The sequence below is a fragment of the Pararhizobium sp. DWP1-1-3 genome, assembly GCF_049896125.1.
Classification (GTDB): domain Bacteria; phylum Pseudomonadota; class Alphaproteobacteria; order Rhizobiales; family Rhizobiaceae; genus Pararhizobium.
This window is the reverse complement of record NZ_JAFCTR010000013.1, coordinates 119589-140161: the sequence shown is the minus strand read 5'-3', so window position 1 is coordinate 140161 and position 20573 is coordinate 119589. Positions and strand designations below refer to the sequence as shown.

Here is a 20573-nt window from a genome sequence, read left to right as displayed (position 1 = left end):
ACCCGCCGGCGCATATATCGCCGGCGGGTTTTTCGTGAAGATCGTGAGGTTGGCGGTTACTGGTTGTTGGCGTTGCCAAGCACCGATTTCGCCATGCTCTTGCCGATACCGTTGCCGGAGAGCAGCTGGCCGAGGAAGGTCATTTCCTTGCCGCCGGTTGGCGTGGTGCGGGAAATCATGTCGAAGACCTTGCCGTCCTGCAGCGTGTAGTGCGCCAACTGCGAAACGACGCCGTCCTTGTCGAAATAGACGGCGAGCACGCTCTGATCGACCAGCTTCGGCTTCATGAAGGCGACCGGACGCTGGCGCCTCTGCGAAATGTAGTAGAACACTTCATTGTCGAATGTCGCCGTCGTCGATGGCGTTCCCAGCGACAGGAGCACCTGCTCGCGGCTGGAGCCGACCGGCGCCAGCGCCAGCGTCTCCTGGTCGACGACATAGCCCTGATTGATGGTTTCGCTGGTGTTCAGCATCTCGGCCGTCTTGCAGCCGGAAAGGGTGGTTACGCAAATTGCCAATGTAAAGGCGACGTTATTCAGAAATTTCATGTCTGACCTGAAATACCGTTTCGTCAACGACATCTCCCCCAAGGTAACGCTGGCAGATGCGCCATTGCATTTCGTGCCTGCTTCGGTAAACCAGCTTCGGCAATCATGCAATAACAGGATGCGCGGGCTAGCGCATTTTGAAGCAGGCAAACTTGGGCTTTATGATGATATTCGGACTGTTCGGCAAAAAAAACGGCAATGCGGCCATCGTTGAGCGCCAATACGCGCTGTTGACCGCCGCCGCCCGCCGTCCGTATCTTTATACCGACCTTGATGTGCCGGACACCGTGATGGGCCGTTTCGAGATGCTGTCGGCATCGCTGATCCTGTATTTCCGCCGCACCCGCAGCTCGCGCCGCGCCGGCCAGGAGATTTCCCAGGAGATCATCGACGCGTTCTTCGAGGATGTGGATCATTCGATCCGCGAGCTCGGCGTCGGCGATGTCAGCGTGCCCAAGCGCATGAAGAAGCTGGCATCGATGTTCTATGGCCGGCTTGAAAGCTATGCAGCGGCGCTTGAGCGGCGCGACCGCAGCGAGCTGGCCGCCGCGTTGAAGCGCAATTTCCATCCGCAGACGGACGATCACGCGTTGTCGATGCTGGGCCTCGCCGACTATCTGCTGGCTGCCGAAGCCCAGCTTGCGCAGCAAGGCGAGGATGTCGTAGAAACCGGCCGGATCGACCTGCCGCAAGCGGCCGCCTGATATCGGTCTAACCGGCAGCACTATCTTGGGCGGCAGCGCCGCCCGAAAGGACCAGACGATGAACCACGACGAAAAACCCGCATTCTCCTATCCGGTCAAGGTCGGCAATATTTCCGCCAACGCCGTGACGGTTCGTCTCGAGGCAAATGAGGCCGAACGCAAGGCTCTGCGCGATCTCTGGAATGTCCTGGAGGTCAAGTCGGTGGCCGCCGAGTTGCAGGTTGCCCGCTGGAAGCGGGACGGCGTCAAGATCAAGGGCCGGGTCAAGGCCAGGATCGTTCAGGCTTGCGTCGTGACGCTGGAGCCGGTCGAATCGAACATCGATGAACCCGTCGAAGCGATCTTCGTGCCGGAGGGATCGCGGCTGGCGCGGATCGCCGCCAACGATAGCGGCGAGATGATTCTCGATCCGGAAGGTCCCGATCTTCCCGACGTGTTTACCGGCGACACCATCGATGTCGGTGTTACCGTGACCGAACATGCAGCACTTGCCATCGATCCCTATCCGCGAAAAGCGGGGGTGAGCTTCGGGGAGCGGATCGAAAGCAGCGAAAAAGACGATGTCCGTCCAAATCCCTTTGCAGTCCTCAAGGATTGGAAAAAGGACTGAGTGAACGGCAGCGTGCGGCACAATTCGGTTGTCACATCAGCGAAAAACGGTATTTTGGCCAAAATCCAGCCCGTTGGGCCGTTTTGCTCCTTAAGTGGGGCCGTTACGTCTCAAATGTCATGAAAACACGTGTGTCTCCATCGCCCATGCTGATTGCGCTGGAACGAAACATGCAGTGTGGCAGGAAAAAAGGATAGGGCACGCGTGGTCAGAATTTCTCTTGATGTGATGGGCGGCGACTTCGGTCCGCAGGTCGTCATCCCGGGCGCCGCCAAGGCGCTGGAACGGCATCCCGATATCCGTTTCGCGCTGTACGGACTTGCAGATCAATGTGCTCCTTTGTTGGAAAAATATCCCAAGCTCAAGGCGAACAGCACGTTTCATGCGTCCGAATTGGCGATAGCTATGGACGAGAAGCCGAGCCAGGCGCTGCGGCGCGGCCGTGGCAAGGCCAGCATGTGGCAGGCGATCGACGCCGTCAACAAGGGTGAGGCCGATGTGGTGGTCTCGGCTGGCAATACCGGCGCGCTGATGGCGATGTCGGTGTTTTGCCTGCGGATGATGCCGGGTATCCAGCGCCCGGCGATTGCGGCGATCTGGCCGACGCTGAAGGGCGAAAGCATCGTGCTTGACGTCGGTGCGACGATCGGCGCCGATGCGCAGCAGCTGATGGATTTTGCCCTGATGGGTGGCGCCATGGCGCGCGCGCTGTTCGAGGTCGAGCGCCCGACGCTCGGCCTGCTCAATGTCGGCGTCGAGGAAATCAAGGGCCAGGAACAGGTCAAGGAAGCCGGGCGCCTGCTGCGCGAAGCCGGCATCGACAGCATCGATTATTTCGGCTTCGTCGAGGGTGACGATATCGGCCGCGGCACGGTCGATGTGGTGGTCACCGAAGGTTTTTCCGGCAATATTGCGCTGAAGGCTGCCGAAGGTACGGCGCGCCAGATCGCCGAATATCTGCGCGCGGCAATGTCGCGTACGCTTTTGGCCAAGATCGGATATATTCTTGCCAAGGGCGCCTTCGACCGGCTGCGCGAGAAGATGGACCCGCGAAAGGTCAACGGCGGCGTCTTCCTCGGCCTTAATGGTGTCGTGATCAAGAGCCATGGAGGAACGGACGCGGAAGGTTTCGCAGCCGCTATCGACGTCGGCTACGACATGGTCCGCAACGGGCTGAAGGCCAAGATCGAAAACGATGTGCAAAAATACCATGCCTCGCGCCCTTCCGAAGGTGCAGCGACAGGCACGGCAGACGAGGTTTGAAAAGCATGATCCGTTCTGTGGTTCGCGGTTTTGGGGCATCCCTCCCGAAGCAGGTGATGACCAATCGCGAAATGGAAGACAAGGTCGACACGACCGATGAATGGATCGTGCAGCGCACCGGCATCCGCCAGCGCTACATCGCCGGTGATTGGGAGACCACGGCGTCGCTTGGCGAAGGGGCCGCACGCGCGGCTCTCGGCAATGCCGGCCTGACGCCCGCCGACATCGACCTGATCATCGTTGCCACTTCGACGCCCGACAACACCTTTCCGGCAACTGCCGTCAACATCCAGAACCGGCTCGGCATGCATCACGGCGCCGCCTTCGACCTGCAGGCCGTCTGTTCGGGCTTCATCTTCGCGGTGACCACGGCGGACGCCTATATCCGCGGCGGGCTGGCCAAGCGGGTGCTGGTCATCGGGGCCGAAACGTTTTCACGCATTCTCGACTGGAACGACCGCACGACCTGCGTGCTGTTCGGTGACGGCGCCGGCGCGCTGATTCTGGAAGCCCAGGAAGGCTCAGGCACCACGGCTGATCGCGGTGTCCTGACAGCGCAGTTGCGCTCAGACGGCGCCCACAAGGAAAAGCTCTATGTCGATGGCGGTCCTTCGACCACCGGCACGGTCGGCCATCTGCGCATGGAGGGCCGCGAGGTCTTCAAACATGCGGTCGGCATGATCACCGACGTGATCGAGGCCGCGTTCGAGGCGACCGGCACGACCGCCGACGATCTCGACTGGCTGGTGCCGCACCAGGCCAATCGCCGGATCATTGACGGTTCGGCCAAGAAGCTCGGAATTCCGCTTGAAAAGGTGGTTGTCACCGTCGATCTCCACGGCAATACCTCGGCAGCCTCGATTCCCTTGGCACTCAATGTCGCGGCATCGGACGGACGCATCAAAAAGGGTGATCTCGTCCTGCTTGAGGCGATGGGGGGCGGCTTCACCTGGGGTTCTGTACTGCTGCGCTGGTAAAAAAATGTGATATGGTGCAGACGCTTGACCGGAATGGACAAGGGCAATACTCTTTCCGGGCTAATCGATATTTCAAGAAAATCGGTGGGGGAAGATGAGCGGAAAAACGGTGACACGAGCAGACCTGGCCGAATCGGTTTTTCGCAAGGTCGGTCTTTCGCGAACGGAATCGGCTGAACTGGTCGAGACCGTGATTGACGAAATCTGTAATGCCATCGTGAGGGGTGAAAGCGTCAAGCTTTCGTCCTTCGCAACGTTTCAGGTGCGAGACAAGAACGAGCGCATCGGGCGAAACCCGAAAACCGGCGAGGAAGTCCCGATTTCTCCCCGCCGCGTCATGACGTTCAAGGCCTCCAACGTGCTGAAGCAACGCGTGCTCAAGGCGCATCTGCAGCGCAAGGCCAAGTTGAAACCGCAGTCTCCAGCCGCCTAAATCCACCTCCGATCATTAAAGTGGTTGAAAACACCTCCATAAGCCATTGAAATGCGCTTGATTCGTGTAATCTTACGCAGTCACGGCACCAGAGACCTGCGGCAAGAGCCGCGTGGCGAATGCCGCGCATGTTCGATGCGGAATGGGGGAAGACATGGACAAGAGCCCGGATGCATTTCGCACCATCAGTGAAGTGGCCGACGATCTCGACCTGCCGCAGCATGTGCTGAGATTCTGGGAAACGCGCTTCCTGCAGATCAAGCCGATGAAGCGTGGCGGCGGCCGGCGGTATTACCGCCCGGAAGATGTCGACCTGCTCAAGGGCATCCGCCATCTGCTTTACGATCACGGCTACACGATCAAGGGCGTGCAGAAGCTTTTGAAGATGAACGGCAACAAGTTCGTCGCGGCCATCGCCAGCGGCGATCTGGCAACCGTCGAGGCGCTGGCTGCCGCCAATATCGAGGAACCGGCACAGCCGAAACTCGGCAATCCCGACGAGGATCAGATCGTCGGCCGCGCCAAAGCCCCGGCCAGCCGCCGGTTCTTTTCTTTCGTAGGCGGCAATGACGAAACGCCGGAAATTTCGATCGGCAAGACATCGGTCGGCAAGGAGGACAGGGCGCTGTTGCAGGAAGCGCTCTACGACCTTTTGGAATGCAAGCGGCTGCTCGACCAGGTGCGCTGAAATCGCGGCACCGCTATAGCCGACCCTGTCACGCTTTCCCCTCGTGCCGCCCTGCCGTTCATGGTAGGAACCCCGACCGAATTCTCAGCAAGGCAAGACAATGGAAAAGTCCTGGACGAAAAGCGTGACGCTCGCCCTGGAGGGGCCGGGCAAATACGTGACGATCTCCAATACGACAGAGGCCTCCTGGGCGATGATCGAGGACTGGCCGCTGGAGGATGCACCGGCTTTGGACCGGGCGCTGGAAATCTGCGCTGAGGTCGTCGAAGGCAAACGTCCGGCCGAAGACGCGCGCAAGGCCTTTCTGGCGGCGGCTGCCGAAGCGGAGATTGCGGTGCAGGATTAAAGGCGCCGCGCGGTTGGCGCGAAAGCGGTCTTTTGGCCGTCGCACCAGAAGGGTAAAAGGGCTCTTGGCGCAAGCCGCCGGCATCTCCATATGTCTGTCGTGCGAGTGAGAAGGAACGAGATGACCAAGGCCCTGCAGGCAAAGTTTCACGGCGAGATGCTGGCGCTCTACGATCATTGTGCGCGAATCGGCTTCCGGCCTGTTCTGTTTCGCCGCCTCGTCATCCTGAAAGGTGGCGTCGAGGCGGCGCGCGAATTGGTGTTCAAGCCCGGCACGACGGGTCTGGAACGCCTGGTCGAGGCAAACAAGACCGAATTTTCGATGGAAGCAGCGATGACAAGGCCGGAATATCGTGCTCTTTTTGCGCCGCTCGACATCAAGGAAGCGGCCAAGCGGCTTGAGGGCAGCGCCACGCGCGAACGCTCCAGAGGCCGGCTGACGGCGACGACCTCCGCGCGGGCCGGACAGGGCGGGCAAGGGGCGCTGTAGCAGTTTAAATGTGCTGAATAGTTTTTGAACCGGAACCGGTTTCAGGAATTATGCAGTGTCACCAACGCGAAACAGGCATAATGACCATGACGAAGAAGCAGAAGCTCGAACATTCCGATTTTTCCGGCGAATTCACCGAAGGCGATATCACCGTGCTCGTCGATATCTTCCGCAAGGAAGGCAGCACCGATGGCTGGACGCTGGAAGTGATTGACCAGGACGAGGGGCTGACAGTCTGGGAAGAGCCGTTCGCCACGGACAAGGAAGCCTTCGAAGAGTTCTTGGCCACCGTCGAACGCGATGGCATCGAGTCGTTCCTGGAAGAACCTGAGACCGACGTTTCAGTGCATTGAAGGCTGGGTATTGAGGCCCAACCTCCGCGATGCGCGGCGGCTATTTAACAAGCATAGGGTACGATAGGTCCCTACGTTTGCTTGCCTATAAAAATTTTCCCGGCAACTTGATCGCAAACCACATTTTGAAGAGCGTCCGTTATTTTGAGTCTGAGCGTTACGAAACCTGGCTCCGACAAGGGTATTGAAGCAGGGCCAGAGTGCATCGTTGCCGGAATGCCGTAATGGCTAATGAACACATTAGCGTAGTAAGGTGTTGGCGACTGCAGCGAAGCCTGCGGCGATAGGAACGACATTTCAAAATCGTAAGCGCCTACCTGTAGGTCGCGCACTTTTACCCAAGCCGAAACGTGCACGTTACCGGGAATCTGAGAGACCATCATCACATCGGCTGGGTAGACACCTATTAAAAATATCTTCCCATTCGTTTCATTGCGAACTTGGTCACAGAACGTAACGTCGATGTTCATTAGCCAAAAGCCCGATTAAGAATTGACGGATCGGGGATCGCGGATTGCTCCTGCTCGTCAGGGGTTTGCCGACCAACAAAAGCTACAACATTCGTGATTGCTTCGTCAGCGGTCTGGTCCTGCTCTTCGCCATAAAGTTCGATGTCTAACTTAACTTTGCCATCCAGAGCCCAGGAAATTTCCGCCAAGGACTTAAGCGTAAGATTGCTAAAACCGGACAGGCATTTGTTAACACGAGAGCGATCAACCCCGAGTTTCTGAGCTATTTCGTTTTGCGTAAGCCCACGAATATTTATAGCACGCTGCAGTTTTTTCCCTGCCTCCGCCACTAGGTCGGCCACTGCTTCGTCCTTTGGATCGAGCTCAAAAAGAAAAGACATGGCTAGCACTCGCTCCTTCAATGTATTTCGGCGGATCAAGATCAATTTCATCACGCGCCGAAGAAACGGCATTTCGATATCCGGATGACAGCCCATCAACCGAGTGAACGCGTTCCATTGTATCGGCCGCGACTGCGATAAAGATTGCGGGTCTGTAGAACCATCCAAAAAAACGCAGATCCGCACTCTTCAGCTCATAAATGTCACTTTCCATTGGGTTCATGAGACGAAACATTAGGCCTTCAGACAGAGCTTCGCCGGAAATGAACATTTTAAACAGTGCACGCGCCTGAAGTAGAGGCGAGATATCGTCTGCTTCAAAAGACGTAAGAGTTGGCAGCACTTTCAAAATCCAATTCCGTACCGGCGGGAGCACGCAAAGCGCACGCCTTTCTACGTCCGGCAATGAAAGGTTCACCCTGATTTTTATCAGAGCGCCGCTTGCTACCAATTCATCTAATGTTGCCATATAAGTCAACAAAAAACATTAATAAGGAATGTAGGGTTGGATTTTTCTTTCTATGCTCATCTTATGGTGGTGGTGTCAACTCAAAGCGATGGGTAGTGGTAGAGTACCGGCAACGGCGCTTCTCCACTTGGCATTCATCCCGTTCGTTTTGATGTAACAAGTTGGCGCTATGGTCGATCGTGAAAATATTATCTGCGGTAGGGGCTGGCCCGCTGTTTGTTTAAGAGGATTTGTGGACGATCTGGGCCGAGGTGCATGAAGCTACCGATGTGAAAATTCTTTGCCTGGGATCGCCTAGCCCGTTGGAAAGAATCAATCTGAACCCTTCAGTCAAAACAAGACTGGAACAAAACGCTGGTTTGTTCAGGATTTTTTCGGGACTTTATGTTCCCAACCGAGTGCATTGGCGTCTGTTTGTTCCATTTTCTTCCGGTAGAAAAGAAAAAGGCAACAGGCGTTTACTAGGGATTTCAAGGAGAAAATGGTCGGAGCGGCGGGATTCGAACCCACGACCCCTTGACCCCCAGTCAAGTGCGCTACCGGGCTGCGCTACGCTCCGAACCGAAAAGAGGGGTATATAATCGGGACTTGGCGCGCAAGTGTTGATTTTAGAAAACGGTGTAAATCCCGGGAAAAAGCGGTGACGTTTTTCGCTGCGGCGGAAATTGCAGCAAACATGCGGGCTGCGGCAGATTTTCAAGATCCTTAAAGTTTTCGGCAATCCCTTGCCGCGATAATGCGCGGGCGAACAGGGGATTCGGGTGATGGCAAAGACGGCGGCCAGAAAAGGCCAGAAGCGGCGCACGGGCCGCAAGCAGACCAAAACAAGCATGTGGCCGTGGTATCTGGCCGGCGTGTTGTCGGTGAGCGCTGTTATGGCTTACGATCACCGGGCGCAGATCCTGCCGATGGCGGCGCCGTTCTATACGGCATCGATCGCCAAGCCGCGGTCCGTTGAGAAACAGTCCGCGCCGGAAAAACGCGTTGAGAAACCCCAGTCTTCCGCACAGCCCGCACTCGCGATGCCGGCTGCGCGTCCGGTGGAGCAGGCAGCCGTGGATGTAGGTGCGCTCAAGACCGTTGGGGAGCAGAAGACTTCTGGCCGCAGGCCTGGTACTTTCTATTTCTGCACCGAAACGCTGGAAAACTGCGTCGTCGATGGCGGCACGTTCTGGTACGGGCGGCGAAAAATACAGATCGCCGATATCCAGGCGCCGAAAATCAAACAGGCCAAATGCGACGACGAGCGCAAGCTCGGCTCGTTGGCGAAGAAACGGCTCTGGGAAATTCTCAATGCCGGCGAGGTTCACCTGGCCGGCGCCTCCGGTCAGGAGACCCAGGTCACGGTCGGGCAGGGACGTTCGATCGGCGATATGCTGGTTTCCGAAGGGCTTGCCCGGCGCATGCCGGGCGGCAAGCAGGGCTGGTGCGCGCAGGGGTGATTTTTTGCCCTGCCGTCGCCTCCGTTGCCGTATCCCGCCATGGGGAGTTTGGCATCGACGGCCTAAAGGATACGGAAGCCTGTAGGCGATCGCGGCCTCGTTTGGTCGTTTGGCCTATCGGGCAGCAACGAGCCGCCTGTAGACTGCCTCGGTCTTGTCGATCATCTGGCCCATCGAAAAATTCGCCATCCGGCCAAGTGCCGCCTCGGTGAGCTGGCGATGGCGCTCCGGGTTGGCGCTTTCCACCATGGCGTTGGCGAGTTTGGTTGTATCGCCGTCATTGGGCACGATCAGGCCGCTTCTGTCCTTGTCGATGGCGGTCGAGGCGCCGCCGACATCGGTGGAGACGATCGGCTTTCCCGATGCTGCTGCTTCCAGCATGACATAGGACATCGCCTCGTAGCGGCTCGGCATCACCAGCACGTCGAAGGCGGGAACGGCTTGCGGACCGGTGAAGGCGGAGGTCAGGCGAATGCGCTTCTGCACGCCGCTTTCGGCGATGGCAACGCGGACCTGTTGTTCGAGTTCGCCGGAACCGACCATGATCAGTTCGGCGCCGGGCAATCTTGAGGCGGCATTGCGAAAGGCTTCGATCAAACGTTCGGGCGCCTTTTGCGGCGACAAGCGGCCGACGAAACCGAAGACGAAGGCATCGGACGAAATGCCAAAGCTGGCGCGCACGGTGTTTACCATGTCGAGCGGCGGCGGCGTCACGCCGTTGATGATGACCGACAGTTTTCGCGCCGGCATGCCGAGTGAGCGGGCATGGGCATATTCGTCGTCGGAGACGCAGATCAGGTGATCGGTGAAAAGCTTGGCCAGGATGGTCTCGATGCTGCCGAAAATCAGCCGCCCGATCCTGCCGAGTGTCGGGTCCATGGTGCGGAAAGCATGCGGCGTGTAGACCCGTGGCGCGTGGACGCCGGGAAGGCGCAGGCGGGTCAGCGCGCCGGCCTTCGAGCTATGACCATGGACGATGTCGAACGGCGTGCCGTGGTTGATGATGGACCGCAAGGCGCGATGGGCGGCGACGTCGGAGAGGCCAGGGGATCGCTTCATGGCGACTGCGTGCACGGCGGGCAGGGCAAGCGACTTCAATTCGCGCACGAAGGCGTCTTCGGCCCGGATCGGCGAATAGACCGCTTCGACATGGTGGCCCCGCGCATGCAGGCCACGGCAGAGATCGAGGAAATGGCGGCCCGATCCACCGCCGCTGGGCTCAAGCACCTGCAGGATGCGCAGGCCGCTGTCAGCGCCGGGAGTAAAGGGGTCGATATTCATTCTGACATTCCGCCGCCGACCCCGCTATGAAGCCGATCTGTTGCCCTCTATGTACAGGCTTGACGTTAACGCAGCGTTGGCGCCGGGGAGGGGCGGTGTAACTGCACTCTGGTGAGGCCGCGCCGGTGGCGGTATTCCAGGGCGCCGCAGCCCCAGACGATGCCGAGCAGCAGGAAGAAATGCCGCCAGTGGTCGGTATCGATGACATTGCCGATGGCGGCATGACCGATCAGCACGATCCAGGCGATCATCAGATAGGGCTGCCAGGGCCGGTCGAGCAACAGGAAGCGAAAGCCCATCGTCACCGTCCAGATCATCAGCGTCACGTAGGAGACGAATCCCAGCCAGCCGTAGGAAGTCAGCGATTTGAGCCAGATATTGTGCTCGTCCTCGGGAAACATCGTGCTGAACACCATCGGGCCGATGCCGAGCGGCTTTTCCATCGACATCAGGAAGCCGATCTTGTGGCGGTCGAAACGGCCGAGATGGCCGCCGTCATAGTCCTGAACAAGCTGGGTGCGGCTTGAAAACAGGTCGGCCACCTGCGGGATCTGCAGGGCAACGGCAAGTGCCACGACCATCAGCAAGGCGCCGCCCAGCGCCAACACGAGGATTTTCAGCCGGAAGGCGCCGGTGCGTTGTTTCAGAAGCATGACGAAAACAAGCGCGCAGGCGCAAAACAGGTAGAGCGCCCAGGCGGCACGCGAGAAGGAAAGGAAAAGCCCGAGCGCCATGATCAGGATGGCGATGGCCTTGATCGGGGCCGTTGCGATCCGGTCGCTTAGCAGCCGGTACATCAGGTAGAGCGACGGTGCCACCAGAAACGGGCCGAAGACGTTTGGGTCCTGGAACGCGCCTTTGGCGCGGTCGTAGAGCGTGAAATTCGCAGCTCCGGGTATTGCGCCGAAATAGCCGAGGATGCCGAGCAGGGAGGTGATGACGCCAGCGGCAACCCAGGCATCGAAGATCAGCTTCAGCCGTTCATGCCGGGTTTCGATGATGGCGGCGTAAAAGACCGACGTGAGGCAGAGGAAGCCGGACACCGCCATGTACATCGGCGCCGTGGCGAGATCGCTCATCACCGTCAGTGACAGAATGCCGCCGGTCATGAACAGGATGAGCAGAGCCAGAAGCGGTGCGACCGAACGCGAGATTTTAAGGCCGAAAAGAAACCATAGGCCGATCAGTGCCGCCATGAAGACTTCGTAGGGAGCCGGCTCGGCAATGACGAAGCCCGACAGGAAGACGCCGAACGTCACCATCGCCGAGCCGAGGATGGCGACGGTAGCCATCTGCGGGGAAAACCCCGCGGCAGATGTGGCGGCCGGGGTGCTCAATAGGCATTTTCCGTGTTGAGAAGGCGGATCGGTGTCAGGAACAGGATCTTCAGGTCCAGCCACAACGACCAGTTTTCGATGTAGTAGAGGTCGAACGCCGTCCGGAACTTGATCTTGTCGTCATGATCGATTTCGCCGCGCCAGCCGTTGATCTGCGCCCAGCCGGTGACACCGGGCTTGACGCGGTGGCGCGCGAAGTAGCCCTCCACGACCTCGGAATAGGTCCGTTCGGCGGTTTGGGCCAAAACGGCGTGCGGCCGCGGTCCGACCAGCGACAGTTCGCCCTTCAGCACGTTGAACAATTGGGGCAATTCGTCGATCGACGATTTGCGCAGGAAACGGCCGACGCGGGTGACACGCGGATCGCCCTTGGTGACGGCATTGCGGGCCGTTGGGTCGCTCATGTCGGTATACATCGAGCGGAACTTGTAGACGTCGATCATCTCGTTGTTGAAGCCATGCCGTTTCTGCTTGAAGATGATCGGGCCGGGGGAGCTGATTTTCACGGCGATCGCAGCGCCGATAAGGACCGGCCAGAGCAAGGCCAGTGCCACGAGGCTGAAGAATACGTCGAAGATGCGCTTGGCGACCGAATCCCAGTCTGCGATCGGCTTGTCGAAGATATCCAGCATCGGGACCTGGCCGACATGCGAATAGCTGCGCGGGCGGAACCTCAGGTTGTTGGCATGGGCGGCGAGGCGGATATCCGCAGGCAGGATCCAAAGCTTCTTGAGAAGTTCGAGGATTCGCTGCTCCGCCGAAAGCGGCAGCGCGATGATCAGGATATCGATCCGGGTAAGGCGGGCAAAATCGACCAGTTCGGCGACAGTGCCCAGTTTGGGATAGCCGGCGATGATACCGGGCGAGCGGCGCTCGTCGCGATCATCGAAGATGCCGCAGATGCGGATGTCGTTGTCCGTCTGCTGTTCAAGCGAACGGATCAGATCCTTGGCCGGCTGGCCGCCGCCGACGATGACGGCGCGGCGTTCCATGATGCCATTGCGCGCCCAGCGGCGGATCGAAAAGGCGATGAAAGCCCGTTCCGCAATCAGAAATACCGCTCCAAGCACATACCAGATGCCGAAGGAGAAGCGTGAGAATGTGCCCCCGGTCTTGAGCAGAAAGAGCACCATGGTCATGGCAGCGAAAGCCAGTGTCCAGCAGCCGATCAAGCGCGGCACGACCCGGGCCGGGGATCTGAGCATGGGAACCTGATACCCGTCGCATAGCTGCAGGAACACCACCGTCAGAACGGAAACGCCGGCGATAAGGGCACAGTAACCGAGCAATTCGTCCAGTCGCGGCGCGACATAGAGCATGTGGACGGCATAGCCGATGGCGAAAAGCGCGGTGATTTCGAGCAGACGGATCAGCCCGATGATCATGTTCGGCGAATAGGTATCGGTGCGGAATTGCGAGGCGATGCGGCGGGCGAGCGGATTGAGTTCGCGCTTGGGTTCGTCGTCGCGCTTTTCCCCAGGCGCAGTCGAGCGGATATCGGAAATCTTCTTGCGCAAAGCGTCGGTGTCGAAAGAATCCGGTTTGTCGATCTGGTTCATGATATCCGCCCGGGCCGTTGTGTCCCTTCGGGATAGCAGAAAGCCCCTAAGAAACGTTTACGGGTTTCCAGGCGGCGTTTCCCGTGCGGTGGTCTTTTCCGGGACAAGCTGGCGATAGAGCCGCATGATGCTGGCCGACATCGTAGAGGTTGCAAAGGCGGCCTTGAAGGTGACGGCATCGGGCATGACCTTTGCGGCCCAGTCCTTTTCCGTCATCGCCGCCGTCATCACATCGGCCAGTGACTGCGCATCGTCGGCCTTGGCAAGGGCAGCACTATTGGGTCCGAGAACCTCCGGAATGCCGCCCACGCCAGAAGCAATCACCGGTTTACGGGCGGCCAGGGCTTCCAGAACGATATATGGCATCGATTCGGCGCGCGACGGCACGACGACGTTGCGGGTGAAGGCGAAGGCATCGCGCGCCTTCATCGCCGGCAGCATCTGGATGCGACGGCCAAGGCCGCGTTCCAGCATCATCTGTTCGTATTCGTCCTTTTGTGGACCATCGCCGATCATCATCGCAGATAGCGGCCTGCCGATACTCCGCTCGGTTTTGGCAAAGGCATCGATGAAGAGATCAGGCCCCTTCAGATCGCGCAGCATGCCGATATGGAGAAAATCCACCGCATCGGGGCGGGCATAGACAGTTTCGAAATCGCGGTCGTCGATGCCGTTGTAGATGCGTTCGCTGCGGACGCGCGGCCTGCCGACCTTGTCCTCATAGGCCTTGCGCTCGAAATCGCAGACGAAGACGATGGCGTCGGTCAGACATTCCTGTAGACGCTCGAGCAGGAACACGATTTTGCCCGACGGCTTCTTCTTGCCGTAGTGCAGGCTACCGCCGTGCGGCGAATAAAGACGGGCAACGCAATACCTGTTCACCCGCAAGGCCGAGCCGATGATCCGGGCCAGAGCGCCACCTTTGGCGCCGTGACCGTGGAGGATATCCGGCCGCAAACTTCTGATTTCCTTGTAGCCTCTCCAGAGGGCGGCGAGGTCTGCGGGACCAACGGACCGGCGGATCGGCAGCCGGACGAGACCGAGCGCCAGAAACGGCCTTATCTCGTCGAAAAGCGCATCTTCGTAGCTTCCGCCCGTCGTGCTGTCGCAGACGATGCCGACCTCATGACCTTGCCGCGCATGCGCTTCCGCCAGATCGCGCACATGGCGGAAGATTCCACCGATGGGCGACCTGAAACAATGAATGATGCGCAGCGGCTGGGGGTCGTGCATGCGCTCAGAACAGCCGCTCACGCACATAGATCGTGTCGCCGGCCATGATCGGGTCGGAGATCGAGACACGCCCGGTGAGGATGCGGCCGTTGATCTTGCGGGTGACGTCAACATTGGCCTGGTTGGCGCGCGGCGAGTAACCGCCGGCAACGGCAATGGCGTTCTGGACCGTCATGCCCGGCACATAGGAGTATTGCCCGGCCTGGCCGACTTCGCCCATGATGAAGACGGAACGGTAGCGATCGACTTCGATCGTCACGTCCGGATCGCGCAGATATCCCTCGCGCAGCTTGCTGGCGATGGCGTTTTCCATTTCGGGCAGGGTATGCCCGCGTGATGGTACGGCACCGATCAGCGGGAAGGCGACGTAGCCAGCCTGATCGACGGTATAGCTGCCGGTGAGACCCGCCTGTTCGAACACGCTGATGCGCAGCTTGTCGCCGCTATCGACGCGATAAGGCTGGATGGTTGCTTCATGGAAGGCCTTGGGTGCTGGCTGATAGCTGCTGCACCCAGAAATTGCAAGGCACAGCGAGAGTACGGCCAAGGCCGGGCCTGTTTTCATACGTGCGGATGTCATCGGGCTCTCGCGTTCCAGAAACCATGTCATGGCCTGATGTTATCAATCCGTTAGGGTTAATAGCCGGTAAAGGCCGAAAAGAATTTCGCGCAGAGCAGCCTATTTTTGGCGTGGTTCGGGTGCTTTGGTGGAGTGGCACCGTCAAACCGCATTAACTGTTGCGTTACCATGTTTGTTTACGGTGGCGCGGAGTGTGAAGGTTCGAGGTAAAACGCATGCCGGGCGTCAACGACGGTCATCAGGACGTAGATATCGATCTCGGCGGGCTGTTCCGCGCCATCTGGCGCCGGCGGGGCAGGGTGCTGTTGGCAACCGCGGCATTCGGCGGCCTGGCCTTTGTCGGCGCCAACCTGATGAGCCCGGAATATCAGGGCGAGGCGCGGCTTCTGATCGAATCGCGTCAGGCCGAATTCAGCGGTGCCAACCCGGCTCAGCCGCAGACCGGCGATAGCCAATTCGACGAATCCGGCATTTCCAGCCAGGTGCAGGTGTTGCGCTCGGCCGATCTGATCAAGCAGGTCGCCCGCGATATGAAGCTTTACGAATTGCCGGAATTCGATCCGCCCACGAACCCGTCGGCGATCTCCGATGTGCTTGTCATGCTCGGCATCAAGAAGAACCCGCTCGATCTGCCACCCGAAGAGCGCGTATTGAAGGAATTCCAAAAGAAGCTGCAGGTCTATCAGGTCGAGAAATCGCGGGTAATCGCGATGCAGTTCACCTCGGAAGATCCGAAGCTCGCCGCCGCCATCCCGAATGCGATGGCCAAGGTCTTCCTGTCGCTGCAAAGCGGCGCCAAGCTTGATTCCAACTCGGAGGCCAGCCGCTGGCTGGAGCCGGAAATCGCCAATCTGCGCGAAAAGGTGCGCGAGGCCGAGGCCAAGGTGGCGGGCTATCGTGCATCCAGCGATCTGCTTTTGACCGGCGAAGCCGGTGGCACGTTCGCGACCAAGCAGCTGAACGACATTTCGACCGAACTTGCCCGCATGCGCGGAGAGCGGGCCAATGCCGAGGCGCGGGCGGAAAACGTCCGCACGGCGCTGGCCAATGGCAGGGCCGTCGATACGCTGAACGATGTCGTCGCCTCGCCGATGATCCAACGGCTGAAGGAAACCGAATCCAACATCCAGGGACAGATCGCCGATCTGTCGACAACACTGCTTGACGGGCATCCACGCCTGAAAGGATTGAAATCCCAGCTGCAGGGGATACGGGCGCAGATCTTGAGCGAAACCAAGAAGATCCTTGGCAGCCTCGAAAGTGAAGCGACTGTTTCGCAGTTGCGCGAGCGGCAGCTGGTTGCCCAGCTCAACACGCTGAAGGCAAATTCGGCCAAGGCCGGCGAGGATGAAGTCGGGTTGCGGGCGCTGGAACGGGAAGCCACGGCACAGCGGCAGCTGCTCGAAACATACCTGGCGCGCTATCGGGAAGCGACGTCGCGCAGCGGCGAAAATGCCGCCCCGGCCGACGCGCGCGTCATCTCCCAGGCGGTAGAGCCGACCGAAGTCAGCTTCCCCAAAGTGCTGCCGATCACCATTGTCGCCGCCTTTGCCAGCTTCCTCGTCAGTTGCGTCGTCATCATGCTTTCCGAACTGTTCAGCGGCAGGGCTTTGCGCCCGGTCGGCCGCAGGGAAGACGAACTGTTTGACGACGAGCCATTGGCCATTCCGGCACTCGACGTCCAGCCGGTGCGGGAAACTGTTATCCACCCTGCGGCCGCGCAGGCGGCGCCCATTGCTGTCCAGGAACCCGTCTTTGCGGCGGCAGTTGCTGAGGAACCGGACGAGCCCGAGATGGCCGAGCCGGAAGAGGACGATTTTTCGATTGCCTCGGTTGCCGACCATCTGAGCGCTGACGACGTGCGCGTGGCGATCTCCGTCTCGCCCGCCGGTGACAAGGGCTCGGTGAATGCAGTGGCCTTGGCGCGGATGGTCGCCGAGGAGGGACGCAAGATCGTCCTGATCGACCTGACCGGCTCGGCCTGCCCGACACGTCTTATGGCGCAGACGGCGGATCTCCCCGGGATCACCAATCTGCTTGTCGGCGAAGTTCCCTTCACGGAAACGATCCATGCCGACCGGCTGTCGGATGCGCATATCATCCCGCAGGGCGATGCCGATCCGGTGCTCGCCATGCGCGGTATCGAGCGGTTGCAGATGATCATCGATGCCCTGTCGAATGCCTATGACACGGTGCTGATCGAATGCGGGCCTGCCGATGTCAATGCGGTCCGCAGGGTGACGCGCGCGCGCGATACGAAGATCATCATTTCGGCACCTTTTGTCGGCAACGAAGAGATCATCGACCTCATCACCGGTTTCGGCGAGGCGGGCTTTGGTGAGATCGTGCTGATGACGGGAACGGGCTATCCGCAGTCTGGAAATTCCGGCCGCCGCGCCGCTTGATCAACCACGGTCGTCTCAGTCGCCATCGGTTTCCGCTGCAGTTGCCGGGCCAGCTGTCTGCCGGCGCTGGCGAAGCCGCTGCAGCAAAGAATAGGCCTTTCTGTTCTTCTTGATAGCCGATTTCAGCCAAACGGTGGTGCGATGCACCGATGCCGCAAGACGTCCGCGCAACGTCAAGGGCAGGACGATATCACGCTGGATTGTCTCGACCGTGCACCAGGAGCGCTTGTAGCCCTGGTCGCCGATGCCGAAATCGAACAGCTTTATGCCTTCGGCGTTGCATCTGCGGATGATCAGGTAAAACAGAAGCTCGCCCGGACTGGCATCTGCGGCGAGATCGTCGTCGATCGATCCGAATTGGCAGATGACGTGATCGCCCTTGCGCGACAGGCCGGCAATGGCAACGATGCGGCCATTCTCTTCGCCCCGCAAGCGGATCGCATTCAGTTCGAGCGGTTGGCCGTCATGCGTCGGTTCAACGGCTGCAAGCGTATGGAAGAACGCCTGGGTTTCCTCGTCCTGGAAAACGTTGGGCAGGCCGAGCGCCTTGAAGCGGATGGCCTTCTGCTCGAAAAACAGCTCGAGTACCTGCCGCCGTTCCGCGCTGGTCTTGGCAACAATATGCTCGTAGCCTCCCATCGCTTCCAGCCGCTTTTCCGAAACGCGAAATTTCTTCCGCCGCCGCTTGGCATTGAGCTGGGCCAATGTCGCTTCGAAGTTTTCCAGAAGCGGCAGCTGGAATGAGGCATTCTGGTTTCGGACCGCCGGAAGCGAGGCGAGCGGATGGCGCGTTCCATGCCAGTCGAACGGCATTTTCTCCAGCGTCACGATATCGGCGACGCGCGACAGCTTGGCCGACAGGTCGGCAATCAGCTCTGCGGCCAGCTTCGTGCAGGTGATCGGATCGAAATCGTCGGCGAACAGCCCGGTATTGATGTTGCTGTGTGGCGAGCCGATGAACCGCGCCGTGCGGAACAAAACGCCGCGCACCAGTTCCAGCGGCAGAATGAACACCGTCTTTTGACCTATCCGGCCACGTACCAACAGCAGTTGATTGGCATGGGTCGCAGCCCAGGCGGCGCACCAGTCGAAACCCTGATGCAGGGAGGTGTTGGGGGAAGCCTCCAGCGCGCGCCAGTCCGTTTCCAGCGCCTGCATGCTGACGTGAACACTCAGCGTCAGGCCCTCAGTAAGCGCAATATCGCGTACCGGGTCGCGACGGCCCTGCCGGACGCGGTGGCGTGCCTTGCTGCCGGGCATCATGTTGAGGTCCATGTCGGTCATGATCGCTTGCGGTCCGGGAACGGGATGAGGTCGCATCTAAAGCTAGCAGGCCCTTATTTTCGTTTAAGTTGGGCTGGCGGCGCCCAGCATGCCCCGGGTTTTATCAAATGCGGTTACCGAATGACTAAGAGCAAAAGCCGCGGCCCCGAGGCAGCAAGGGGAAGAAAAGTGGATTTTTACCGCAATCCTTGTTAAGCCGGACGTCCGCTTTGATGGAGAGACCGATGCGCCACTGAACACGGTTTGGACAATTCGCGGCAATTCACGCGCGTTCCCGACCGTTCTGTGTCACCACGACCGTTGGACATTAAGGTGGAGCATCCCCATGCCTGAACATCAAGGAGCGCCGGATTCCGGTGCCGTCACCCCCGTCGCCGCATTTCCGCAGATTGGCTTTCTCAAGAACATCATCCGTTCGCCGCTGATCACAGCCGGCGATTTCAGCTATTACGATGATCCGGCAGGACCAGAGCATTTCGAGGAGAAATGCGTCCTCTATCACTATGATTTCATCGGCGACCGGCTGGAGATCGGCCGGTATTGCGCGCTGGCGCAAGGCGTGACCTTCATCATGAACGGCGCCAACCATGCCATGCAGGGTTTTTCGACCTATCCGTTCGGCATCTTTCCCGGCGCATGGCGCGATGGTTTTAATCCCGCAGGTTATGCCAGCGGCTATCGTGGCGATACGACGGTTGGAAACGATGTCTGGATCGGCACCAAGCCGACGATCATGCCGGGTGTGACGATCGGCGACGGCGCCATTATCGGCGCTCACGCCGTGGTCGCCAAGGACGTGCCGCCCTACAGCGTCGTGGCCGGAAACCCGGGCAGGGTGGTGAAGCTGCGGTTCAGCGACGACATCGTCGAGCGCCTTCAGGCAATTGCCTGGTGGAATTGGCCGGTCGACAAAGTTTCTCGCCATATTTCCGCGATCACCGGCGCTGATATCGAGGCGCTCGAAAACGCGGTTTAACCGCCGACCCAGCCGCTGGCGAGCGCGTTGGCCCATTCCTTGTTTCCACGCTCATGCGCGAGCCGGGACATCGTCATGTGATCGTAGGCGACGCGCCGGAAGGTTACGTCCCAATGGCCGTCCGCCTTCGAGAGGATGGCGTAGCCGGCATCGGGCGAGCCGGTTTCGACCTTGTGGAACACCGGTTCGTCGTAGTCATAACCGGGGCAGCCGACGCTGCCGGGATTGACGACGATCCTGCCGTCGGCCAGGTGCACGGCGCGGGGAATATGGGTGTGGCCGCAGAGGATGACGGGATAGTCTATGCCGGCGGCGTAACTCTCGATCCGCTGGCGGGCCGACATATGGACCACGCCATCGGTCGTCAGATCTTCAAGCCAGTAGGTGAGATCGTCCTGCGGCGTGCCGTGGCAAAGAAAAAGCTCCTGCCGGTGAACGAGCGTCGGGGGCAGGGTGCGCAGCCAATCGAGATGGTGCGGCTGCAATTCGTCATGGGCGGCGCGATCCCATTGGCCCATATCCGCCGGTTCTTTCGTGATCAGCCAGCGGTCGTGGTTGCCCCGGATCGACGGGAAATCGCGCGCTATCACAATATCGGCGGTGCGCGCAGCATTGAGCGGGCCGCTCAGGTGATCGCCGAGATTGACCACGTCGTCGATGCCCTGCGCCGCGATGTCGGCAAGTACGGCCTCAAGGGCAAGGTCGTTGCCGTGGATATCGGCGATCACTGCGATCTTCATAAGGTC

General features: G+C 59.6%; 24 protein-coding genes and 1 tRNA gene. 13 read left to right on the top strand and 12 right to left on the bottom strand.

The window, feature by feature from the left end:
* Positions 1–56 precede the first annotated feature (56 nt).
* Complete coding sequence (locus ACP7BS_RS22905; RefSeq protein WP_426231770.1) at positions 57–581, bottom strand: outer membrane protein assembly factor BamE; 525 nt, start codon at positions 579–581, stop codon at positions 57–59.
* Between ACP7BS_RS22905 and ACP7BS_RS22900 the strand changes: the two genes are divergently transcribed.
* The 10 genes from ACP7BS_RS22900 (at position 547) to ACP7BS_RS22855 (ending at position 6411) form a co-directional block, all read left to right on the top strand.
* Positions 547–762 (top strand): hypothetical protein, encoded by a 216-nt coding sequence (locus tag ACP7BS_RS22900; RefSeq protein WP_426231955.1) that lies wholly within the window; start codon positions 547–549, stop codon positions 760–762. The genes ACP7BS_RS22905 and ACP7BS_RS22900 overlap by 35 nt on opposite strands.
* Entirely contained in the window at positions 713–1252 is a 540-nt protein-coding gene (locus tag ACP7BS_RS22895) for a ubiquinol-cytochrome C chaperone family protein (protein WP_426231947.1), read from the top strand. Before ACP7BS_RS22900 ends, ACP7BS_RS22895 begins: the two co-directional genes overlap by 50 nt.
* Before the next feature lie 58 nt (positions 1253–1310).
* A complete protein-coding gene (locus ACP7BS_RS22890; RefSeq protein ID WP_426239932.1) occupies positions 1311–1862 on the top strand; it encodes a YceD family protein in 552 nt (183 codons plus the stop codon).
* A 204-nt stretch (positions 1863–2066) separates the two neighbouring features.
* Entirely contained in the window at positions 2067–3125 is a 1059-nt protein-coding gene (gene plsX, locus ACP7BS_RS22885; protein ID WP_426239931.1) for a phosphate acyltransferase PlsX, read from the top strand.
* Between the two features lie 5 nt (positions 3126–3130).
* The gene (locus ACP7BS_RS22880; RefSeq protein WP_426239930.1) at positions 3131–4102 is read left to right on the top strand and encodes a beta-ketoacyl-ACP synthase III; all 972 of its coding nucleotides are present in this window, start codon (positions 3131–3133) and stop codon (positions 4100–4102) included.
* Positions 4103–4196: 94 nt separating this feature from the next.
* Positions 4197–4535 carry an integration host factor subunit alpha gene (locus ACP7BS_RS22875; protein ID WP_113316049.1) on the top strand — a complete coding sequence of 113 codons (339 nt, stop codon included), beginning with the start codon at positions 4197–4199 and terminating at the stop codon, positions 4533–4535.
* 154 nt (positions 4536–4689) lie between these two features.
* Positions 4690–5223, top strand: a complete 534-nt coding sequence (locus tag ACP7BS_RS22870; protein ID WP_113316048.1) for a MerR family transcriptional regulator — start codon at positions 4690–4692, stop codon at positions 5221–5223.
* Between the two features lie 100 nt (positions 5224–5323).
* Entirely contained in the window at positions 5324–5569 is a 246-nt protein-coding gene (locus tag ACP7BS_RS22865; protein WP_426231766.1) for a DUF982 domain-containing protein, read from the top strand.
* Positions 5570–5689: 120 nt separating this feature from the next.
* Positions 5690–6058 carry a hypothetical protein gene (locus ACP7BS_RS22860; protein WP_426239929.1) on the top strand — a complete coding sequence of 123 codons (369 nt, stop codon included), beginning with the start codon at positions 5690–5692 and terminating at the stop codon, positions 6056–6058.
* Between the two features lie 86 nt (positions 6059–6144).
* On the top strand, positions 6145–6411 hold the full coding sequence (locus tag ACP7BS_RS22855; protein ID WP_426239928.1) for a hypothetical protein: 267 nt from the start codon (positions 6145–6147) through the stop codon (positions 6409–6411).
* Positions 6412–6482: 71 nt separating this feature from the next.
* Here the strand turns inward: ACP7BS_RS22855 and ACP7BS_RS22850 are convergent, their stop codons facing one another.
* The 4 genes from ACP7BS_RS22850 to ACP7BS_RS22835 all read right to left on the bottom strand — a co-directional run bounded on the left by ACP7BS_RS22850 (position 6483) and on the right by ACP7BS_RS22835 (position 8289).
* Complete coding sequence (locus ACP7BS_RS22850) at positions 6483–6881, bottom strand: hypothetical protein (RefSeq protein ID WP_426239927.1); 399 nt, start codon at positions 6879–6881, stop codon at positions 6483–6485.
* On the bottom strand, positions 6881–7261 hold the full coding sequence (locus ACP7BS_RS22845; RefSeq protein ID WP_426239926.1) for a helix-turn-helix domain-containing protein: 381 nt from the start codon (positions 7259–7261) through the stop codon (positions 6881–6883). Before ACP7BS_RS22845 ends, ACP7BS_RS22850 begins: the two co-directional genes overlap by 1 nt.
* Positions 7245–7730: a hypothetical protein gene (locus ACP7BS_RS22840; RefSeq protein ID WP_426239925.1), complete on the bottom strand. Its 486-nt coding sequence runs from the start codon at positions 7728–7730 to the stop codon at positions 7245–7247. Before ACP7BS_RS22840 ends, ACP7BS_RS22845 begins: the two co-directional genes overlap by 17 nt.
* A gap of 482 nt (positions 7731–8212) precedes the next feature.
* Positions 8213–8289, bottom strand: a tRNA-Pro gene (locus ACP7BS_RS22835).
* Between the two features lie 205 nt (positions 8290–8494).
* Here ACP7BS_RS22835 and ACP7BS_RS22830 point away from each other — a divergent pair.
* Positions 8495–9172 (top strand): hypothetical protein, encoded by a 678-nt coding sequence (locus tag ACP7BS_RS22830; protein WP_426239924.1) that lies wholly within the window; start codon positions 8495–8497, stop codon positions 9170–9172.
* 114 nt (positions 9173–9286) lie between these two features.
* Here the strand turns inward: ACP7BS_RS22830 and ACP7BS_RS22825 are convergent, their stop codons facing one another.
* From ACP7BS_RS22825 to ACP7BS_RS22805, 5 genes are all read right to left on the bottom strand, one after another.
* Complete coding sequence (locus ACP7BS_RS22825) at positions 9287–10453, bottom strand: glycosyltransferase family 4 protein (RefSeq protein ID WP_426239923.1); 1167 nt, start codon at positions 10451–10453, stop codon at positions 9287–9289.
* 65 nt (positions 10454–10518) lie between these two features.
* Entirely contained in the window at positions 10519–11790 is a 1272-nt protein-coding gene (locus tag ACP7BS_RS22820; protein WP_426239922.1) for an O-antigen ligase family protein, read from the bottom strand.
* Positions 11787–13349 carry an undecaprenyl-phosphate glucose phosphotransferase gene (locus tag ACP7BS_RS22815; protein ID WP_426239921.1) on the bottom strand — a complete coding sequence of 521 codons (1563 nt, stop codon included), beginning with the start codon at positions 13347–13349 and terminating at the stop codon, positions 11787–11789. Before ACP7BS_RS22815 ends, ACP7BS_RS22820 begins: the two co-directional genes overlap by 4 nt.
* 57 nt (positions 13350–13406) lie before the next feature.
* A complete protein-coding gene (locus tag ACP7BS_RS22810) occupies positions 13407–14582 on the bottom strand; it encodes a glycosyltransferase family 4 protein (RefSeq protein ID WP_426239920.1) in 1176 nt (391 codons plus the stop codon).
* A gap of 4 nt (positions 14583–14586) precedes the next feature.
* On the bottom strand, positions 14587–15147 hold the full coding sequence (locus ACP7BS_RS22805) for a polysaccharide biosynthesis/export family protein (RefSeq protein WP_426239952.1): 561 nt from the start codon (positions 15145–15147) through the stop codon (positions 14587–14589).
* Between the two features lie 230 nt (positions 15148–15377).
* Between ACP7BS_RS22805 and ACP7BS_RS22800 the strand changes: the two genes are divergently transcribed.
* Entirely contained in the window at positions 15378–17567 is a 2190-nt protein-coding gene (locus tag ACP7BS_RS22800; RefSeq protein ID WP_426239919.1) for a GumC family protein, read from the top strand.
* Positions 17568–17582: 15 nt separating this feature from the next.
* Here ACP7BS_RS22800 and ACP7BS_RS22795 read toward each other — a convergent pair whose 3' ends face one another.
* A complete protein-coding gene (locus ACP7BS_RS22795; RefSeq protein ID WP_426239951.1) occupies positions 17583–18854 on the bottom strand; it encodes a GNAT family N-acetyltransferase in 1272 nt (423 codons plus the stop codon).
* 322 nt (positions 18855–19176) lie between these two features.
* Between ACP7BS_RS22795 and ACP7BS_RS22790 the strand changes: the two genes are divergently transcribed.
* Positions 19177–19827, top strand: coding sequence for a CatB-related O-acetyltransferase (locus ACP7BS_RS22790; protein ID WP_426239918.1), 651 nt, complete (start codon positions 19177–19179; stop codon positions 19825–19827).
* On the opposite strand, the gene ACP7BS_RS22785 is transcribed toward ACP7BS_RS22790, so the two are convergent.
* On the bottom strand, positions 19824–20567 hold the full coding sequence (locus ACP7BS_RS22785; protein ID WP_426239917.1) for a metallophosphoesterase family protein: 744 nt from the start codon (positions 20565–20567) through the stop codon (positions 19824–19826). The two genes, ACP7BS_RS22790 and ACP7BS_RS22785, sit on opposite strands and share 4 nt — an antisense overlap.
* Positions 20568–20573: the final 6 nt, after the last annotated feature.